The organism is Azohydromonas australica DSM 1124 (assembly GCF_000430725.1).
Taxonomy (GTDB): domain Bacteria; phylum Pseudomonadota; class Gammaproteobacteria; order Burkholderiales; family Burkholderiaceae_C; genus Azohydromonas; species Azohydromonas australica.
This window is the reverse complement of the sequence record NZ_KE387205.1, coordinates 143,953-160,138: the sequence shown is the minus strand read 5'-3', so window position 1 is coordinate 160,138 and position 16,186 is coordinate 143,953. Positions and strand designations below refer to the sequence as shown.

At 65.0% G+C, this 16,186-nt stretch carries 12 protein-coding genes; 4 read left to right on the top strand and 8 right to left on the bottom strand.

Annotation, left to right across the window (positions count from 1 at the left end):
• Nucleotides 1-286: 286 nt before the first annotated feature.
• Nucleotides 287-445, top strand: coding sequence for a hypothetical protein (locus H537_RS53360; protein WP_156901789.1), 159 nt, complete (start codon nucleotides 287-289; stop codon nucleotides 443-445).
• A gap of 295 nt (nucleotides 446-740) precedes the next feature.
• Here H537_RS53360 and H537_RS0124655 read toward each other — a convergent pair whose 3' ends face one another.
• Together H537_RS0124655 and H537_RS0124650 are read right to left on the bottom strand one after the other, a co-directional pair.
• Nucleotides 741-1,157 carry a hypothetical protein gene (locus tag H537_RS0124655; RefSeq protein ID WP_156901919.1) on the bottom strand — a complete coding sequence of 139 codons (417 nt, stop codon included), beginning with the start codon at nucleotides 1,155-1,157 and terminating at the stop codon, nucleotides 741-743.
• Between the two features lie 573 nt (nucleotides 1,158-1,730).
• The gene (locus H537_RS0124650) at nucleotides 1,731-2,399 is read right to left on the bottom strand and encodes a hypothetical protein (RefSeq protein ID WP_028999973.1); all 669 of its coding nucleotides are present in this window, start codon (nucleotides 2,397-2,399) and stop codon (nucleotides 1,731-1,733) included.
• A 529-nt stretch (nucleotides 2,400-2,928) separates the two neighbouring features.
• Between H537_RS0124650 and H537_RS0124645 the strand changes: the two genes are divergently transcribed.
• Nucleotides 2,929-3,861: a hypothetical protein gene (locus H537_RS0124645; RefSeq protein ID WP_156901918.1), complete on the top strand. Its 933-nt coding sequence runs from the start codon at nucleotides 2,929-2,931 to the stop codon at nucleotides 3,859-3,861.
• 93 nt (nucleotides 3,862-3,954) lie between these two features.
• On the opposite strand, the gene H537_RS49670 is transcribed toward H537_RS0124645, so the two are convergent.
• Nucleotides 3,955-6,552, bottom strand: coding sequence for an ATP-binding protein (locus H537_RS49670; protein ID WP_051243214.1), 2,598 nt, complete (start codon nucleotides 6,550-6,552; stop codon nucleotides 3,955-3,957).
• Nucleotides 6,553-7,268: 716 nt separating this feature from the next.
• Between H537_RS49670 and H537_RS45355 the strand changes: the two genes are divergently transcribed.
• Entirely contained in the window at nucleotides 7,269-8,243 is a 975-nt protein-coding gene (locus H537_RS45355; protein ID WP_043459944.1) for a Bug family tripartite tricarboxylate transporter substrate binding protein, read from the top strand.
• Between the two features lie 122 nt (nucleotides 8,244-8,365).
• On the opposite strand, the gene H537_RS53355 is transcribed toward H537_RS45355, so the two are convergent.
• From H537_RS53355 to H537_RS0124615, 5 genes are all read right to left on the bottom strand, one after another.
• Nucleotides 8,366-8,788: a hypothetical protein gene (locus H537_RS53355; protein WP_156901917.1), complete on the bottom strand. Its 423-nt coding sequence runs from the start codon at nucleotides 8,786-8,788 to the stop codon at nucleotides 8,366-8,368.
• Nucleotides 8,789-8,877: 89 nt separating this feature from the next.
• Entirely contained in the window at nucleotides 8,878-10,872 is a 1,995-nt protein-coding gene (locus H537_RS45350) for an acyl CoA:acetate/3-ketoacid CoA transferase (RefSeq protein WP_043459943.1), read from the bottom strand.
• Between the two features lie 18 nt (nucleotides 10,873-10,890).
• Nucleotides 10,891-11,673, bottom strand: a complete 783-nt coding sequence (locus H537_RS0124625) for a 3-hydroxybutyrate dehydrogenase (protein WP_028999971.1) — start codon at nucleotides 11,671-11,673, stop codon at nucleotides 10,891-10,893.
• A gap of 215 nt (nucleotides 11,674-11,888) precedes the next feature.
• Complete coding sequence (locus H537_RS0124620) at nucleotides 11,889-13,049, bottom strand: porin (protein ID WP_028999970.1); 1,161 nt, start codon at nucleotides 13,047-13,049, stop codon at nucleotides 11,889-11,891.
• Nucleotides 13,050-13,482: 433 nt separating this feature from the next.
• Nucleotides 13,483-14,268 carry an IclR family transcriptional regulator gene (locus H537_RS0124615; RefSeq protein ID WP_043459942.1) on the bottom strand — a complete coding sequence of 262 codons (786 nt, stop codon included), beginning with the start codon at nucleotides 14,266-14,268 and terminating at the stop codon, nucleotides 13,483-13,485.
• A 167-nt stretch (nucleotides 14,269-14,435) separates the two neighbouring features.
• On the opposite strand from H537_RS0124615, the gene H537_RS45345 reads away from it, so the two are divergent.
• Nucleotides 14,436-16,184, top strand: coding sequence for an FAD-dependent oxidoreductase (locus H537_RS45345; RefSeq protein ID WP_051243213.1), 1,749 nt, complete (start codon nucleotides 14,436-14,438; stop codon nucleotides 16,182-16,184).
• Nucleotides 16,185-16,186: the final 2 nt, after the last annotated feature.

Here is a 16,186-nt window from a genome sequence, read left to right as displayed (position 1 = left end):
CTGAGCAGGAGGAAAATTTTTGAACTTCCTCTTGAACGGCGCCTCATAGAGGAAGCTTGGCTGCTAACTGTGCAGCAGTTGGGGACTTTGAGCCAAGCGTTGAATCGGCTGCGGGCGTGATGCCTGCCTGGCCGTACCTGTGGTTGGCGGCGCTCATGCTTTGGATGATTGATGTGGCAACTGTTTGCGCTGATTGCCTGGTCCGTCCATGCATCAACGGATCAGCTTGGTATCCATGCTTGCTGAAGCGCTTGAGCCGTCAAGGAAAACAACGTAATGGACCTATATGGAAACTCTTGAGATATGGCTGGTATTCCTGACAGTGGTGCTGCTTGGCTGCACCGTCCACGCGTGGCGCTTGGGCAACGAAAAGCGTGACGTTGCTTTTCTGGGAGCCACCAGCGTCTTGTGCGGTGCCGGCGCCGCAGCCGTCGTGTTGCTGTGATGCGTGGCCACACGCGAGGGAACGCGCAACAGGCTCCTCTATGGAGCACGATGGTTTTGCCCGCCGGGCACGACGTGCGAGCTGATGTTGTGATATCCGGCATCGGAACCCGAAGCGCATTGCTTGGATGATCGATCGCTGACATGTCGACTCTGTAGAGGCGGCTTTCGGAAGCGATTTCATCGCTACGCGTACAGACGCGCTAATCGTGCATATGTCATATGGCGTTTAGTACGCAACTAAAGCGGCGCCACTGCCTTTTGACCCGCCTCAACGGGTCATGCAACAAGCACCATCAAGCGGCTGCACCTTGACGCGTACAGCACAGGAATTTCCGTGCATCCTGCTCGGTGCCAAAAACATGCGCGGCAGTGCCACGCTGCTGGAAAGCCCGGCCCAGCCTCGCTCGCAAGAACGCGCCTCCTGTGTACCGGGAAACGCTGCTGTAGTGCGCCTGCGCCACCTCGCGTGCCATGTCGACGTAGGCGTCCCATGCGTCAGGCGAAACGCTGAAGCCCTCGTAGTTCACGATGGCGGGAACCTTCTTGCCCAGTGGTGCCAGCCGCTCAAGCAGTGACGCACGGAGCTGCTCGACGTTTTCCAGATGGCGAACGACGCAGCCAGAGAAGTCTGCGAAGAAGATGTCCTGGACGGCATCAAAATAGAAGCGCGCCTCGGGCACCACCAGGAACGCGTCACGACGAGACTGCATGGGCTCAACCTTGTGGCCAATCCGGCTTTCGATGGCGAAAGAGCTGCCCACAGGGCAGGCCGGCCAGGATAACGGCATCGGCTCCCTTGGCTGGGGTCTTGCTGCCATTTCCGAGAAATGCGGTGTGTCTTGAAAGCGCTGCCACCCGGCCATGCGGCACAAGCAAGAGGCCGCGACCAATGCGTTACATGGTCATGGGCTGGCCGAATTGCTGGCGGCGTGATTTGCATCCATGCCTGCAGCCAGCCGACTGATCACGAGCCGGCCATCAATGAGCCTTGCCGCGGTGGGCCGTACGACAGTGTGGGGTCAAGACCATCCGGGTGCTTGTGCAACGGCCGCAGCGGGTGCAGCGGGCAGCGTCAATGGCTGGCAGCAGCGCCCGTGCAGGCCGCACGCGGCGCTGTGCGTCCACAAGGCGCGGGAGCGGCAGGGGCTTCAGGGAGGGTACTGCGCGAATCCATCGCATCGCTGGCTCGCCCCAGGCACGCGCGTGTCAGGCACTTCGTAGCACCACTGTTGCAGCCTGGGCCACCGCCGTATGCAACAAGCCGGGTACGGCAAGGTTCAGATTCAGTGCACCAGCGCGCTGTCGAAAATCTCGACAAGATCCCAGGCCTGGAGGGCTTCGGGCGGAGGCTGTTCAGTGACCGCGATGCCGATGCTGCTCACGCGCGTCATGACGCGCAACTCGCCAATGCCCATGCTCAGCACGATGTTGGCGACCAGGGCGCCGGGGACATCTTCAGGGTCCTGGTCTGTGAGGGCTGACAGCGGCACGAAGCAAGCGATGTCGAAGGTGCCGGGCGCTGCCGTGCTGGGCTCGGCGATGAAGCGCACCTTCTGGATGGGAACATCGCGACCGTGGACTTCCAGTGAGGTGAGCCCGCGTGCCATCGCCTTGGGCGTCGGCGGCGTGAAGGCGCACACCTGAATGCGCGGCGGCATCGCCGGCGCAGCGGCCACGAGTTGCTGCACCGTCTCGATGCCCTCGGGATCGTGGTTGCAGCTGACGGCGATGCGCAGCACGGCACCGTCCTCGGCCGGCACCAGGTCCACCTCGACCGTCAGCAGCGGGTCGATGTCGGCGGCGGCGTGGCGCAGTGTCTGCACGATCCGGTCAATGCGTTGGAGGCCTTGCCGAAGTCCGTGGCCGGTGGGCGTGGCGTCGAGCACCGCGCACAGCTGAGCGCTGTTGTTCAACACCGTTTGCCAGAAGTCGCGTGCCTTGTGCTGGTCCATGGGCTGTTGCCTTGAGGGTTTGGCGCCGAGCAGCAGGTTGCACGCCCGCGGCGGCCATGGTGCCGAACACCTTTCGCGCGCCCGGCGTGCGCCTGCACGGCTACCGGCTCGGGCGCACCCACTTCCGCAGCGAGGGCTGGACCGGGTATCGAGCGCACGGTGCCGAACATGACTTGAGCCGAAAACGTTATCCAGTGCGCCCAGTTCGGTACCGCCCATGCGGAATCCCCAGAGGACTGCCGCTGACCTTTGTGGAGTTGGTTCTGGATTGCTCATCCCTGGAAAGGTGAGTTTGTGGAGCGCAAACTCCATAAAGCTGTATATTCACACAGCACGGTCCACAAATTGATTCGTCATGGAAGAGAAGCAGTCGCGCGTCCGCTGGGACGACCAGGAACTGAGCCAACTGGCCGCCGTCATGGCGCCGCGCCTCCTGGCCGATCCTCAGCTCCATCCCCTGGACGCCGTACGCGCAGCCCAGGACTGCCTGGAGCCGCACCGCCGTCGGGAGCTGAAGGCGTGGTCGCTGGTGGAGGGCCGGCTGCAGCCCAAGCTGGATGAGGCCCTGGCCCGGCTGCGGGCGCTGCCGGCACAGCCTGCTGCTGAGGAGGGCCTGCTGCAGCCGAGCGACGCAGCGTCCGCGGCGGACAAGCCCGTTGATGTCCCTGGTACACCGTCGCTGCCTGCCGTGATCCTGGCAGCAGATGCAGCCGTCCCGGACGCCGGCAGCGCCGATGCCATGCCTGCCAAGGGGGCCGGTGACGAGGTCCTGGTGCACAGCAGCCAAGCGGATGTTGCGCAGCCGGCCACTGTTCAGGAGTCCGGGGACAGCCTGGACCTGTTCGGCCCGCCGGCCGCCCCACACGGTGCAGCGCCTGCGAGCGCCGTCGGTGCGCAGCCGGTGGCTGAACGCGTGAAGGTGAAGGCCTCTGCAGCGACCGGATCCAGTGGCGTCGTGCAGTCCGCTGCTGTGGGACCTGCGCCCGATCAACGCGGCGAGAGGGCACCGGCAGCAGCGTCCGTGACGCTGGATCCTCTCGTGATCGAGGCGGCCCTGGTCGCGGCACTGCAAAGTCCTGCGGTGGAGGAGGCGCTGGTCGAGCTGTTTTCCCGGACGCTGTCGAAGGCGCTCCTGCGCGCAACCGCCGGCGGCGACGCGGGCACGGTCCAGGCCCATCCGCCCCGGCAGGCGTCAGCTCGACGTGTGCTGCTGGCAGGTTTTCCCGAGCCGCAGCAAAAGGCGCTGGCGGACGCGCTCAGCGCCAGTTTCGAGGTGCGGTCGTGGAAGCCGACCAGCGGGGCTCAGCTTTTCCAGACGCTGGCCAGGCTGTGCAAGATCGTCGTCTTCCCGGAGGATGCTGACGAGGAGGTGGATGCGGGGCTCAAGGACATGGATGTGCGCGTGATCCGGCATGCCGGCAACACCAGCCGACTGATCGAGCGCATCGAGGAACTGAGCTGACCCGGCTTCCGAGCCTCGGGATGGTGGAAAGTCCCGCTGCCAGCGAACGACTGGCCTGGTTGGACGCGCTTCAGCATGGCGGCGTTTCGTCCCTCAAGGGCGCCTATCTCTATCGACTGCCGCGAGCACAGCCCGTAGCGCCATGACGTCCACGGGCTTGCTCAGGTGTCCGTGCATCCCGGCAGCCTGCGCCCTGGCGACATCGTTGGCGAAGGCCGCGCCCGTCACGGCCCAGATGGGCGTCGTGCCGGCCGGACCGGGCAGCTCACGAATGCGCCGCGCGGCCTGCAGTCCATCGACGTCCGGCATCTCGACGTCCATCAGCACAAGGTCGATCCCGCCCGCCACGACGCGCTTGACGGCCGCCAAGCCGTTATCCACGACTTCCACGAGCTGACCGTCCTGTTGCAGCAGCTCGCACAACACCTCGCGGTTCATGGCGATGTCGTCGACCACCAGCACCCGCAAGTGGCATGCAGGAGCGGCCGTTTCGGCAGCTGCAACTGCAGTGGACTGCGCAGCGGCCTTGGGGAAGGGGATGCACAGCTGCAAGGTGGTGCCCTGCCCGAGCGTCGAGTCAACGGTGATGTCGCCGCCCATGGCCTGCACCAGCCGGCGGCTGATCCACAGCCCCAGGCCCGTGCCGCCATAGCGGCGCGCGGTGGAGGCATCTGCCTGCTGGAACGGCTTGAAGAGATGGCCCTGCTGCTCGTCCGAGAGCCCGATGCCGGTATCGGACACCTTGATGTCGACCTCCGCCACGCCGCTGGCCGTCTCCAGGAGCGTGACGGCGAGTGCCACCCGGCCTTGCGCGGTGAACTTCACGGCGTTGGACAGCAGGTTGGACAGCACCTGCTGCAGCCGTGGGGCGTCACCCAGCAGCGTTGGCATCGGGACTTCGGGCAGCAAGACCTCCAAGCGCACGCCCTTGGCCGCGGCGGCTGGCGCAAACAGCCCGCGGCATGCGTCAACGACGTTTTCCAGCTGGAAGGGCAGGCGCTCGAGTTCCAGCCGGCCGGCCTCGATCTTGGAAAAGTCGAGCACGTCGTTGAGGATGCGCAGCAGGTTCTGTCCCGCCTGCTGGATGTGGGCCGCAAAGCGACGGTCGTCGTCGCGCTCCAGGCGCATCTCCAGCAGCTTTGCAAAGCCCAGGATGCCGTTGAGCGGCGTGCGCAGCTCATGGCTCATGGTGGCCAGGAAGCGATCCTTGGACAGGTTGGCGCGCTGTGCCTGGGTGCGCGCTTCGACAAGCTCCGTGATGTCGATGGCAAAGCCGTCGAAGATCCGCTCGGCAGCCGTGCCGCCTTCGCGCGGCACCATGGTGGCCTGCAGTGTCCGCCAGCAGCCGTCACCGCCGCGTACGCGGTACGTGTAGGTCAGCGCAGTACCGTCAACGACGGCGCGTGCCAGCAAGGGGCCGTTGTGCCTGGCGTCTTCCTCGTCGACGTTGTGCATCCACAGCACGCCGCTGCGGTCGGCCATCAGCTCGTGGCGGCTCACGCCCAGGTACTGATGGGCCGAATCGCTGAAGAAGCTGTAGCGGGCCTCGGCGCCACGCTGCACGCGCGTGAAGAGGAACCCCGGCATCGTGCGGCCCACGCTCTCGAAGCTGCCGCGCACCTCGTCCAGTGCGTCACGAAGCGCGGACTCCTTCTCGCGCAGTTGGGCCACCAGTTCGAGCACGGCCTCGTGGATCTGCACGAACTCCGCGGGCAGCAGCCGCGGTGGCGGCATGTCCTGGCCACGGGCGATGCCGCGCACGCGCGCCACGAACTGTCGCAGCGGCAGCAGGAACAGCGACGACAACACCCAGGCCAGTGCGGTGCCCACCACGACCGCAAAGGCAGCCGACCCCCATACCCAACCCAGGGACGTGGCATCGACCTGGGGCAGGGGCAAACGTACCAGGGTCACCCAGCCGAAGCCGGGATACGGTGCATGGCCATGGCTGGCGGCCCATGCCGTGACGTAGCGTTGGCCGTCCGGCCAGGCCAGCACGCGCCAGCCCTCCGGCGCCTCCAGCGCCAAGTGGTGCAGCGGCATCGGATCACCGGCGTTTCCGAGCGGGCCCAGGCGCTGGTGACCATCGCGTCCGGTGATGAAAAGCTGTCCTGCGCGTGCCGGTGCCGTTCCGGCGAACATCCGGATGCGCTCCTGCAGCCACGGCCAGGACAGGTGCACGGCCAGCACGCCAGCGGGCCTGCCGCCATCCTGCACCGGGACCGCGATGTCGATGAAGCGCCAGGGCTCGCCGGACTTCAGCGCCGGCAGCAGCGTAGCCAGCAGTCTGGCCTCGTGCACGTCGCCGAAGTGCAGACGCTGCTTCCCCGCGCTCCACCAGTCGCGCTGCGAGACGTCGACACCCACGAGGCGGCCATCGAGTGCCGCCAGGACCTGGCCATGGTCATCCGTGACACCGGCCCATGCATAGCTCGGCTCGGCATACATGTCGTTCATGAAGCCGCGCAGCAGCGACGGCTGCCTCAGCAGGCCCTGGCGCTCGATGAACCTGGCGTGCGTCTGCAACGCGCGGCCGAAACGGGAGAGGTCGGCGTCGATGGCGGCCGACACGCCCGAGGCCTGCTGCAAGGCCCGCACGCCCAGCTCTGCCTGGGCCTGGTGTCCGAGCTGGATGGTGCGCAGTGTCGCCACCACCGTGGCCAGTACCGCGCTCAGCAACAGGGACAGCAACGTGAGGATCGCCCGCAGCTTCAGGCTGCGGGGCGCGCCAGGCTCACTGACATCTGCTCGGGACAGGGAAGCAAGTACCGTGGAGCCGGGCATACGGGGCGTGCGACTTCGGCTCCGGACAGCCTCGTGGACCGCGCTGGCGACAGCAGCAAACGCCGGTGGAGCCTGCCGTGGTCCCGAGGCCGACCGTCGTCGTGGCCAGCAGAGTCAAAAATAGCGCCTTATTGTGCAGCGCGTCATGGGTGACCTCGGTAAGGGTTGGCCCACGCGCAACAGCCGCCGCGTCCAGTCATGCCCACCACGGGATCGCAAGCCGGGCGAAGCGGCGGGCGCAATGCGGTGTCCATTGATGCATCGCTGTCGATGCCGTACATGGCGCCTTGATGTCGGGCGCAGGGTCCATGTGCCAGCAGTAAAGGGCCGGGATCGCTGATTGCATGGCCTCGGACAAGGCGGCGGCGAATCCTTAGCCAGACTGCGCACCACCGGACCCGTCTGCGGTGCAAGCCCGCAAGATCGCCGGTAGGTAAGCCGCGCGGCTGGAGATTCATGGACAGAGGTGCCGAAGGCCGATCCACCGAACACCTAAACCGTCGTGATGCCTACCTTGAAGCCGCTCACGGGCAACGCGTCCGTAAACGTTCACCGGGCGCCTCTCATCCCGGCAGCGCGCTGCCGCATTGAAGAATCCATCTTTCGCAGGACCGGGCCCTTCCATGTTTCGTCGAATTTTCCTGAGCGCGGTTGCAGGCGGTGCAGCCACATGGGGCTGCCGTGCACTGGCGCAGGGCGCTGCGGTCAAGGGCGGCGTGACGCTGCTGGTGCCTTTCCTGCCTGGAGGCTCCTCCGACATGGTAGCGCGCACGCTGTCGGCCAAGTTCCAGGAACAGCTGGGCCAGCCCGTCGTTGTGACGCATGCCGCTGCCGCCGGTGGCGATATCGCCGCAGCGCAGCTCAAGCGCGCCCGGCCTGACGGCCGTACGCTGATGATCGCCTCCGCTGGCATGCTGGCCATAGCGCCCAACCTGCACGGGAGCACCACCTACGATCCCATGCGCGATTTCGACTACATCACGGTGGCGGTGCGGGTGGCCAACGTGCTGGTCGTGCCAGCTTCCTCACCGGTGAAGTCAGTATCCGGCTTGGTGGCTGTGCTGAAGGAGCACCCCGGTATGGTGGCCTTCGGTTCTTCGGGAAGGGGATCGTCGGACCACCTCACGGCGGAGCTGTTCTGGCTGCAGACGGGCACCAAGGGATTGCATATGCCCGACCGCGGTGGGAGGGCCGCCACCGAGGAGCTGCTTGGCGGCACCGTGCATGCGGCCTTCCAGAACGTCAACGTGGTGATCAACCACATTCGCAGCGGCAGGCTGCGGCCGCTGGCAGTGACTGGACATGCCCGCTCAGCGCTGCTGCCGGGTGTGCCGACCCTTGCGGAATGTGGTGTCCAAGGCGTGGAGGTTTATTCGTGGCAGGCAGTCGTCGCCCCGCGAGGGTTAGGTGACCCGGTGAAGAAGGCACTGCATGCTGCCCTGGCTGCCGCACTCAACGAAACAGCGGTGAGATCCCGCTTGGTCGAGCAGGGGTTTGAGATCGTGGCCAGTACACCAAGCCAGGCGGCAAGGCTCCAGGCCACGGAATATGCACGCTGGAAGCAGCTCATCAAGGCGCGAGGGATTTCAGCAAGCTGATGCAGCATGGCCCTGGCGCATGTCGGCAATCGGCGCTTATGTCAAACTGGGTTGCGCAAGCAACTAGAACGCCGCAAGTTTTGATGAATCGGCCCGCAACCTCGCAACGGACGCCGTCAAATTCAGGGATTTTGGCGTGTACAGCCCAAGAATCGGCGCACATCGTGCTCGCTGCCAAAAATATGCGGTGCGACGCCACGCTGATGAAAAGCCCGGCCAAGCCTGGCCCGAAAAAACGCGCCTCCTGTGTACCGGGAAACACTGCTGTAGTGGACCTGCGCCACCTCACGTGCCATGTCGACGTAGGCGTCCCATGCGTCAGGCGAGACGCTGAAGCTCTCGTAGTTTACGATGGCGGGGACCTTCTTCCCTAGTGGTGCGAGCCAGCTGAGAAGCAACGCCCGGATTTGCTCTACATCTCTCAGATGGCGCACGACGCAGCCTGAAAAATCCGCAAAGAAGACTTCCTGGTCAGGGTCGAAGCACAACCGCGGCTCAGGCGTCAGCAGAGACGAATGAAGATGAGATTGCATGGGCTCAACCATGAGGTTTGTCCGGCTCGGAACGCCAGAACCGCTTACGGGGAAGGCGGGCCAGGATACCGGCATCAGTCCATAGCGCCGCATGATTCCTATCATTCCCCAGTAACGCGCTTGCTGTCAGAAACGTCCAGTAAACGCAGATGCTTTCGCGCGTCGGCTGCACTCTCGAAGATGTGTGGCGCGACGCCCCGCTCCAGCAATGCTTCACCAAGCTTCGCACGCAGAAAAGCACTGGTCGTGTAGCGCGTGACGCGCGAGTAGTACCGGGAAGCCACGTCTTGCACCATGTCCGTGTACGCGTTAAGTGCGTCGGGCAGTACCAGGAAATTGTCGTAGTCCACAAGGGCTGGGACCTTGCTACCCAGTGGTGCAAGGCGTAGCTCCAGCGCGGTACGAAGGGCTTGCACATCGCTGGCACTACGTACTGTCAGCCCTTCGAAGTTGGCGAAGAGGACGCCCTGTTCCGGGTCGAACTCGAAGCGCTGTTCCAGTGGCAGCCGCAGCATCTGTTCGCGCAGTCCCATGGGCTGCGGCGCAAAGATGGACCCGTCCATGAGCTTCAGCTGCTGTGCGATGGCGGGCCGGAAGGCCATGCGCGCGAGGATGTCGCGCTCCAGGTCGATGCCCGGTGCGATCTCGGTCAGCTCCAACCCTTGCGGGGTGAGCCGGAACACACAACGCTCCGTCACGTACAGTGCTTCCTGTTCCCGCTGCAGCGCCACCGCGCCGCTGTAGGTGACGTGCTCGACGTGCTCCACGAACTTGGGCGTGCGGCCCTCGCTCCGAATGCGCAGTTGCTCATCCTCCACCGCCACCTCCAGCCCTGAAGCACTGAAGGTTCCGACGAAGACTACTTTCTTCGCGTTCTGGCTGATGTTGATGAAGCCGCCGGCGCCGGCCAGGCGCGGCCCGAACTTGCTGACGTTGAGGTTGCCTTGTGCATCGGCTTGCGCCAGGCCCAGGAAGGCCACGTCAAGCCCGCCGCCGTCGTAGAAGTCGAACTGGTAGGGCTGGTCGATGACGGCCTGCGTGTTCACCGCGGCGCCGAAGTCCAGCCCGCTGGCGGGCTGGCCGCCGATCACGCCGGGCTCGGCCGTGAGCGTGAGCAACTCCGTGATGCGTTCTTCCGCTGCCACCGCGGCGATGCCCTCGGGCATGCCTATCCCCAAGTTCACCACGCTGTTGGCGCGCAGCTCCTGCGCGGCGCGCCGGGCGATGAGTTTGCGCTCGTCCAGCGGCAGCGGCTGCTGGCCTTGCGCCAGCACGCGCATCTCGCCGCTGAAGCCCGGATGGTAGGGCGTGCGGAAGGTCTGCCAATGGTTCTCGGGCGCCGCCACCACCACGCAGTCCACCAGGATGCCGGGCACCTTGACCTGGCGCGGGTTGAGCGTGCCGCGCTCGGCGACGCGCTCCACTTGCGCGATGACGATGCCGCCGCTGTTGTGCGCCGCCGTGGCGATGGACAGCGACTCCAGCGTCAGCGCCTCGCGCTCCATCGTCAGGTTGCCGTCGGGGTCGGCGGTGGTGGCACGGATGATGGCGACGTGGATGGGAAAGGCCTTGTAGAACAGGCTTTCCGAGCCGCCCAGGTGTGCAAGCTCCACCAGCTCTTCGCTGGTGCGCTCGTTCATCCTGCCGCCGCCCAGGCGCGGATCGACGAAGGTGCCCAGGCCGACCTTGCTGAGATGGCCCGGGCGGCCGCCGGCGATGTCGCGGAACAGGCAGGAGATCACGCCCTGCGGCAGGTTGTAGGCCTCCACGCGGTTGTCCATCGCCAGCGCGCCCAGCTTGGGCACCAGGCCCCAGTGCCCGCCCACGACGCGCTTGAGCAGGCCCTCGTGCGCCAGATGGTTCAATCCCTTGTCCCGGCCGTCCCCCTGGCCGGCGGCATAGACCAGCGTCAGCTCGCGCGGCTGTGCCTCGTCCAGGAAGCGCCGCTCCAGCGTAATGGCAATCTCTTCGGCAAAACCGATTCCGACGAAGCCGGACGTGGCAACCGTGTCTCCTGAGCGGATGAGGCGCACGGCATCCGTAGCCGAGACGATCTTGCCGCCATCAGCGGCGAGAGCAGCACGAGGCAACTGCATGGTGATCTCCTGAAGTGTTCAGCGTGCGGTCCAGCCGCCGTCTACCGGCAGCGCCGAGCCTGTGATCGAGGCAGCAGCATCAGAGCAGAGGAAAAGCACCACCTGGGCAAGTTCGTCGAGGGAGACGAAGCGCTTGTTCGGCTGCGAGGCGAGGATCACATGGCGCACCACCTCCTCCTCGCTCATGCCATGCGCTTTGGCTTGGTCCTTGATCTGCCCATGCACAAGTGGCGTGAGCACGTAGCCTGGGCAGACCGCGTTGCAGGTGACCGCCGTCTCTGCAAGTTCCAGGGCCACCGTCTTGGTCAGCCCGATCACGCCATGTTTGGCCGCGACGTAGGCCGACTTGAAGGGCGAAGCCACCAGCCCGTGAGCGGACGCGACGTTGACGATGCGGCCCCGGTTGCGCTGCTTCATGCCGGGCAGCACGGCCTTGATAGCATGGAAGTTCGATGACAGGTTGATGCTGACGATCTGCTCCCACTTGTCGTCAGGAAACTCGTCCACCGGGGCAACAAACTGCACGCCGGCGTTGTTGATCAGGATGTCTACGTGGCCGAAATGTTCTTCGGCCTCTCGCACCATCCTGGCGATCTCTGCGGGGCGGCTCATGTCCGCGCCGCTGTAGGCCACCTGCACCCCGGTGGCCTCTGCAAGCTGGTGTTGCAAAGCGGCTATCGACGCCGGGTCGCCAAACCCGTTGAGCATCACGTCATGGCCGGCGTGGGCCAAAGCCTGCGCGATGGCCCAGCCGATGCCGCTGGTGGAGCCTGTCACAAGCGCTGAGTTGCGTTCAGTCATTGCTAGTCCTTCGGGAGCTGAGCGTTCTCATCGGAACGGCAGCCAAGTCGATGTGTGGGAGCGGACGCGGTACCGCTTCGGTACGGCACTGAGTCCGCGGGATGGGGCCGGCGTGCAGCGGGGAACGGGCCGAAGAAGCGCCTGGCCTGCGGGATATGGCGACGCACGGTGGTCATGGAGGAGGGCCGTACCGCGCTGCCGCCGATCGTGGCAACTCAGAAGGCCTTGCGCAGTCCGACCTGAATTGCACGTTTCTCCTGGATGGAGTCCTTCAGATCGCCGTTGGCCACCGAGGCGGCGGCGTACAGCGTGGTCTGCTTCGACAATCCGTAAGTGGCGCCGACGGCAAACTTGCCCAGGTCGGCACTGAGCGTGTCGCCGACGTTCGAATACTTGACGCGCGTGTACACCGCACCCAACGTCGTCGAACCGATGGGCACGGCGACGCCGACGATATAGCCCTTGAGCTCATCCAACGGGAACGCGCCCGTGGTCGAGTTGGCCGGCACGATGTTGTTGAATGAAGGTACGCCGGAATACGCCATGCCGATGGGCGTCAGTTCCTTGCTGAGTTGGTAGCCTGCAAAGACCTTCGCCATGCCGAAGTCGTAGTTGGCCGCAATGTTCAGAACCTTGTCATGAGTACCGGGGATAGAGCCGTTGCGGTTCTGGTCATAGGAAACCGCCACGTTGATCGGACCCTTGAAATAGCTGAGCTTCACGGCCTCGTAGCGGGGGACTACGCTGTTGGGCGTTGTGATGGTGTTGGCTTGACCTTCACTTGCGGCGACCATGGCCTGCGCACGGAAGCCTGCGAAGGTCGGCGAGATGTATTGCACTGCGTTATCGACGCGCGGCCCGTCTACGAAGAACGGCAGTTTCACGCTGCGGGCCGCGGGGTTGGTGCCCCCGGTACTGACCGGATAGGTGGGGGTGAGCACTGTGGTGCTGCCAAAGGGATTGTTGACGGCGTTCACTTCGTCATGCAAAGCGTACTGGCGGCCCAGCCGAAGCTCGCCCAAGGACGCCGACGCAAGAGAGACGAATGCTTGCCGGCCGAACAGGCGCGAGGCGATGCCCAGGTTCGACGTGCCTTGTGTCTGCGCGCCCGTGTCTGCGCCGAACCCGGACTCCAGTACCACGTTGGCCTTGAGCCCGCTGCCCAGATCCTCGGATACGCGAAGGCCCCAGCGCGAACCCGGGCCGTAGGCCACTCCGTCCAGCAGTTCGGTGACGCTGTTGCCGCCGACACGCGAACCGCCCTTGGTGTTGATGACTGACAGGTCAACCAAACCGTACAGCGTGACTGACGACTGGGCCGAAGCAGTGGTGGCAAATGCAGCCATGACGGTGATGGCAATCAAGGACTTCTTCATTTCGTCTCTCCAAGGTCCACAAGTGGTGTGATGTGTTCCCTCGGTGGCCCGATGCCAGGCGAGGGATGGCTTCTGGCTTGTCAACAAGCCCGAATGGTTGGGCTGATGCAGTGATGGCCTCTGCACCGGCCACGGATGCGCCGCGTCAGGGGTGTGGGTCCGACAGGACCCGAGCTGGCTGGTCTCTTCAAGCGCACAGGCGTGCGGGTGCGCAGGTGCGTTGCGACGCCGCGCTCCTGTTATGCGTCTGGTGCCTGCGTGGCTGTCACTGCGGCCACGACGGCCGTGCCTCAGCTATGTGCTTGGCGACAAGGCCCAGCCGGCTGGAGACCGTGAGCGCGCAGACGAGCACAGGCGCGCGGCTAAGGCGCGACTCATCCAGGTCTGGTGCTCTTGGGTAGTCTTCAGCCCGGCCACGGCCGCGGCGCGTCAGCTACGCAGCTTCGACAAAGCCAAGCCGGCGGGACACCTCGAGCGCGCAGGCGCGCAGAGGCGTTGCCACCTTCCCGTTCCAGTCGTTGTCGAAAGTGGCTTCCGGTCCCATCGCCGTGATGCCGAGCACCATGTTTCCGGCGGAATCGAACACTGGGGCCGAGAAGGCATTGATGCCGGGAATGGGCTGACCGATGGTGCGGGAGATTCCGCGCCGACGTGTTTCGGCAACGGCCTCGTCGACCTCGGCCCGGGTGAGCTGCAAGGGACCGCCGATGCGTCCGCTTTGACGCGCAACGTCTTCCACGATGAGGCGTTCGACCACCTTGGGCGGCAGGAACGCGGCAAACAGCCGCCCAGTGGCCGTGTGGGCCAGTGACATGACGGTGCCGGTGCGCAGGTTCACGTGCAGCGGGTGGATGGGCTCCTCCAGCCTCACGATGGTGGGGCCCAGGTTGCCCCATACCGCGATGGCAATGCTCTGTTCGGTCTCCGCGGCCAGGCCTTCGATCAAGGGCGAAGCCTCCTTCACAGGGTCGAGGCGTTGCAGCCGTGACAGACCGAGCTGAAGCGCCAGCGGGCCCAGTTCGTAGCACCCCGAGGCGTCCTGCGTCACGAAGCCGACCTTGAGGAAGGTCACCAGGTAGGGATGGGCCTTGCCGGCCGACATCCCCGCTGCCTTGGCAATGTCTTTCAACGGCATCGGCGCCACATGGCGCGCCAGCGCCACGAGCAACTGCGTGCCGATCTCGAACGACTGGATGCCGCGGCGCTCCTTCTCTTCCATGCCTGCTTTCAGGGTGACCTGGGACGTCGGAAGTATATCGGCTAGGGTTTCTACTGACATGATCGTACGCATTCGACGATTACAGAAGCCATAAGACTATCAGATGCATTTGACTATGTCGAAGCATATGCCTAGACTTCGCTCCATTGCTTTCATGGAGTCCGGTGATGGATGAACAGAAATTCGATTGCGATGTGCTGGTAGTCGGAACCGGCGCATCGGGCATGGCGACTGCGGTCACTGCGGCTTCGCAAGGCCTGAAGGTCCTGGTCGTCGAGAAAGAGGCCATGTACGGCGGAACGACGGCGCGCTCGGGCGGCTGGCTTTGGATTCCGGGCACCCGGCTGGCGACGGAGCAGGGCATTCAGGAGCCGCAGGGCGCAGCGCGCGCCTACTTGCAGCACGAGGCCACGACGCACTTCGATCCGGAGCGCGTTGATGCCTTCCTGGCCAACGGCCCCAAGGCCATCGACTTCTTCACGAAGCAGACCTGCGTGCAGTTCGACATGCCGCCGGTCTTTCCGGACTACCACGCCGAAGCAGTGGGCGGTCAGCCCGGCGGGCGGTCGATGGTCACGCGCCCGTTCGATGGCCGAGAGCTCGGCCCGCGCATCAAGCAACTGGCACCGCCGCTGCCCGAGCTCACCGTCTTCGGGATGATGTTGGGCTCCGGCAAGGAGATCTGGCACTTCATGCGCGCCTTCAAGTCGCTGGAGTCCTTCGCCTACGTCACCAAGCGCCTGAGCCGGCACATGCTCGATGTGCTGCGCTATGGCCGCGGCATGACGCTGACCAACGGCAACGCCCTGGCCGGCCGTCTGGCCAAGGCAGCCATGGACCACAACATCCCCGTGTGGCTGTCCTCACCGGTGCACAAGCTCGTGGTCGAGGGCGACGAGGTGGTTGGCGCCATCGTGGAGCGCGAGGGCCGACGCACTCGAATCAATGCGCGAGTCGGCGTGGTCCTGGCCTGCGGCGGTTTCCCGCATGACATCCAGCGACGCAAGGCATTGTTCCCGCATGCCCCCACCGGCCGGGAGCACTACACGCCCTCGCCGGAAGCCAATACCGGTGACGGGCTGCGCATGGGCGAAGCCGTTGGCGGCTGGGTCGATCCGACGATTCCGCATGCCGCTGCTTGGGTGCCCACTTCCGTCACGACGCGCAAGGACGGCACCAAGGGCGTGATGCCGCACTTCATTGACCGTGCCAAGCCCGGTGTCATTGCGGTCACGCGCCATGGCAAGCGCTTTACCAACGAAGCCAACTCGTACCACGATTTCGTGCAGGACCTGGTCAAGGCCACGAAGGGCGACAAGGAGATCTTTGCGTGGGAAATCTGCGATCACGCGACGCTGCGCCAGTACGGCATGGGCTGCGTGGCTCCGTTCCCGCTGCCCATCGGCCGCCATCTGCGCACGGGCTACCTGATCAAGGGCAACACGGTCGCTGAGCTGGCCAAGAAGATTGGCGTGGACCCCCAGACGTTCCAAAGCACCGTCGACGTCTTCAACGAGCACGCTCGTACTGGTGACGACCCCGCGTTCGGCAAGGGCAGCAAGGCCTACAACCGCTACCAGGGCGACGCTCAAAACCAGCCCAACCCGTGCGTGAGGCCGCTGGAAACCGGCCCCTTCTATGCCATCAAGCTGGTCGTCGGTGACATCGGCACGTTCGCCGGCTTGGCGACCGATGCACAGACCCGAGTGCTTGACGGCGACAAGAAGCCGGTCAGGGGCCTGTATGCCGTTGGCAACGATGCCGCCAGCATCATGGGTGGCAACTACCCCGGCGCCGGCATCACGCTCGGTCCGGCATTGACCTTCGGGTATGTGGCCGGTATGGCATTGGCGCAGGCAGCCAAGTCGATTTCCGCACCCGTGGGCCATTCTCAACAACTTCAGCGCGTGGCGTGACC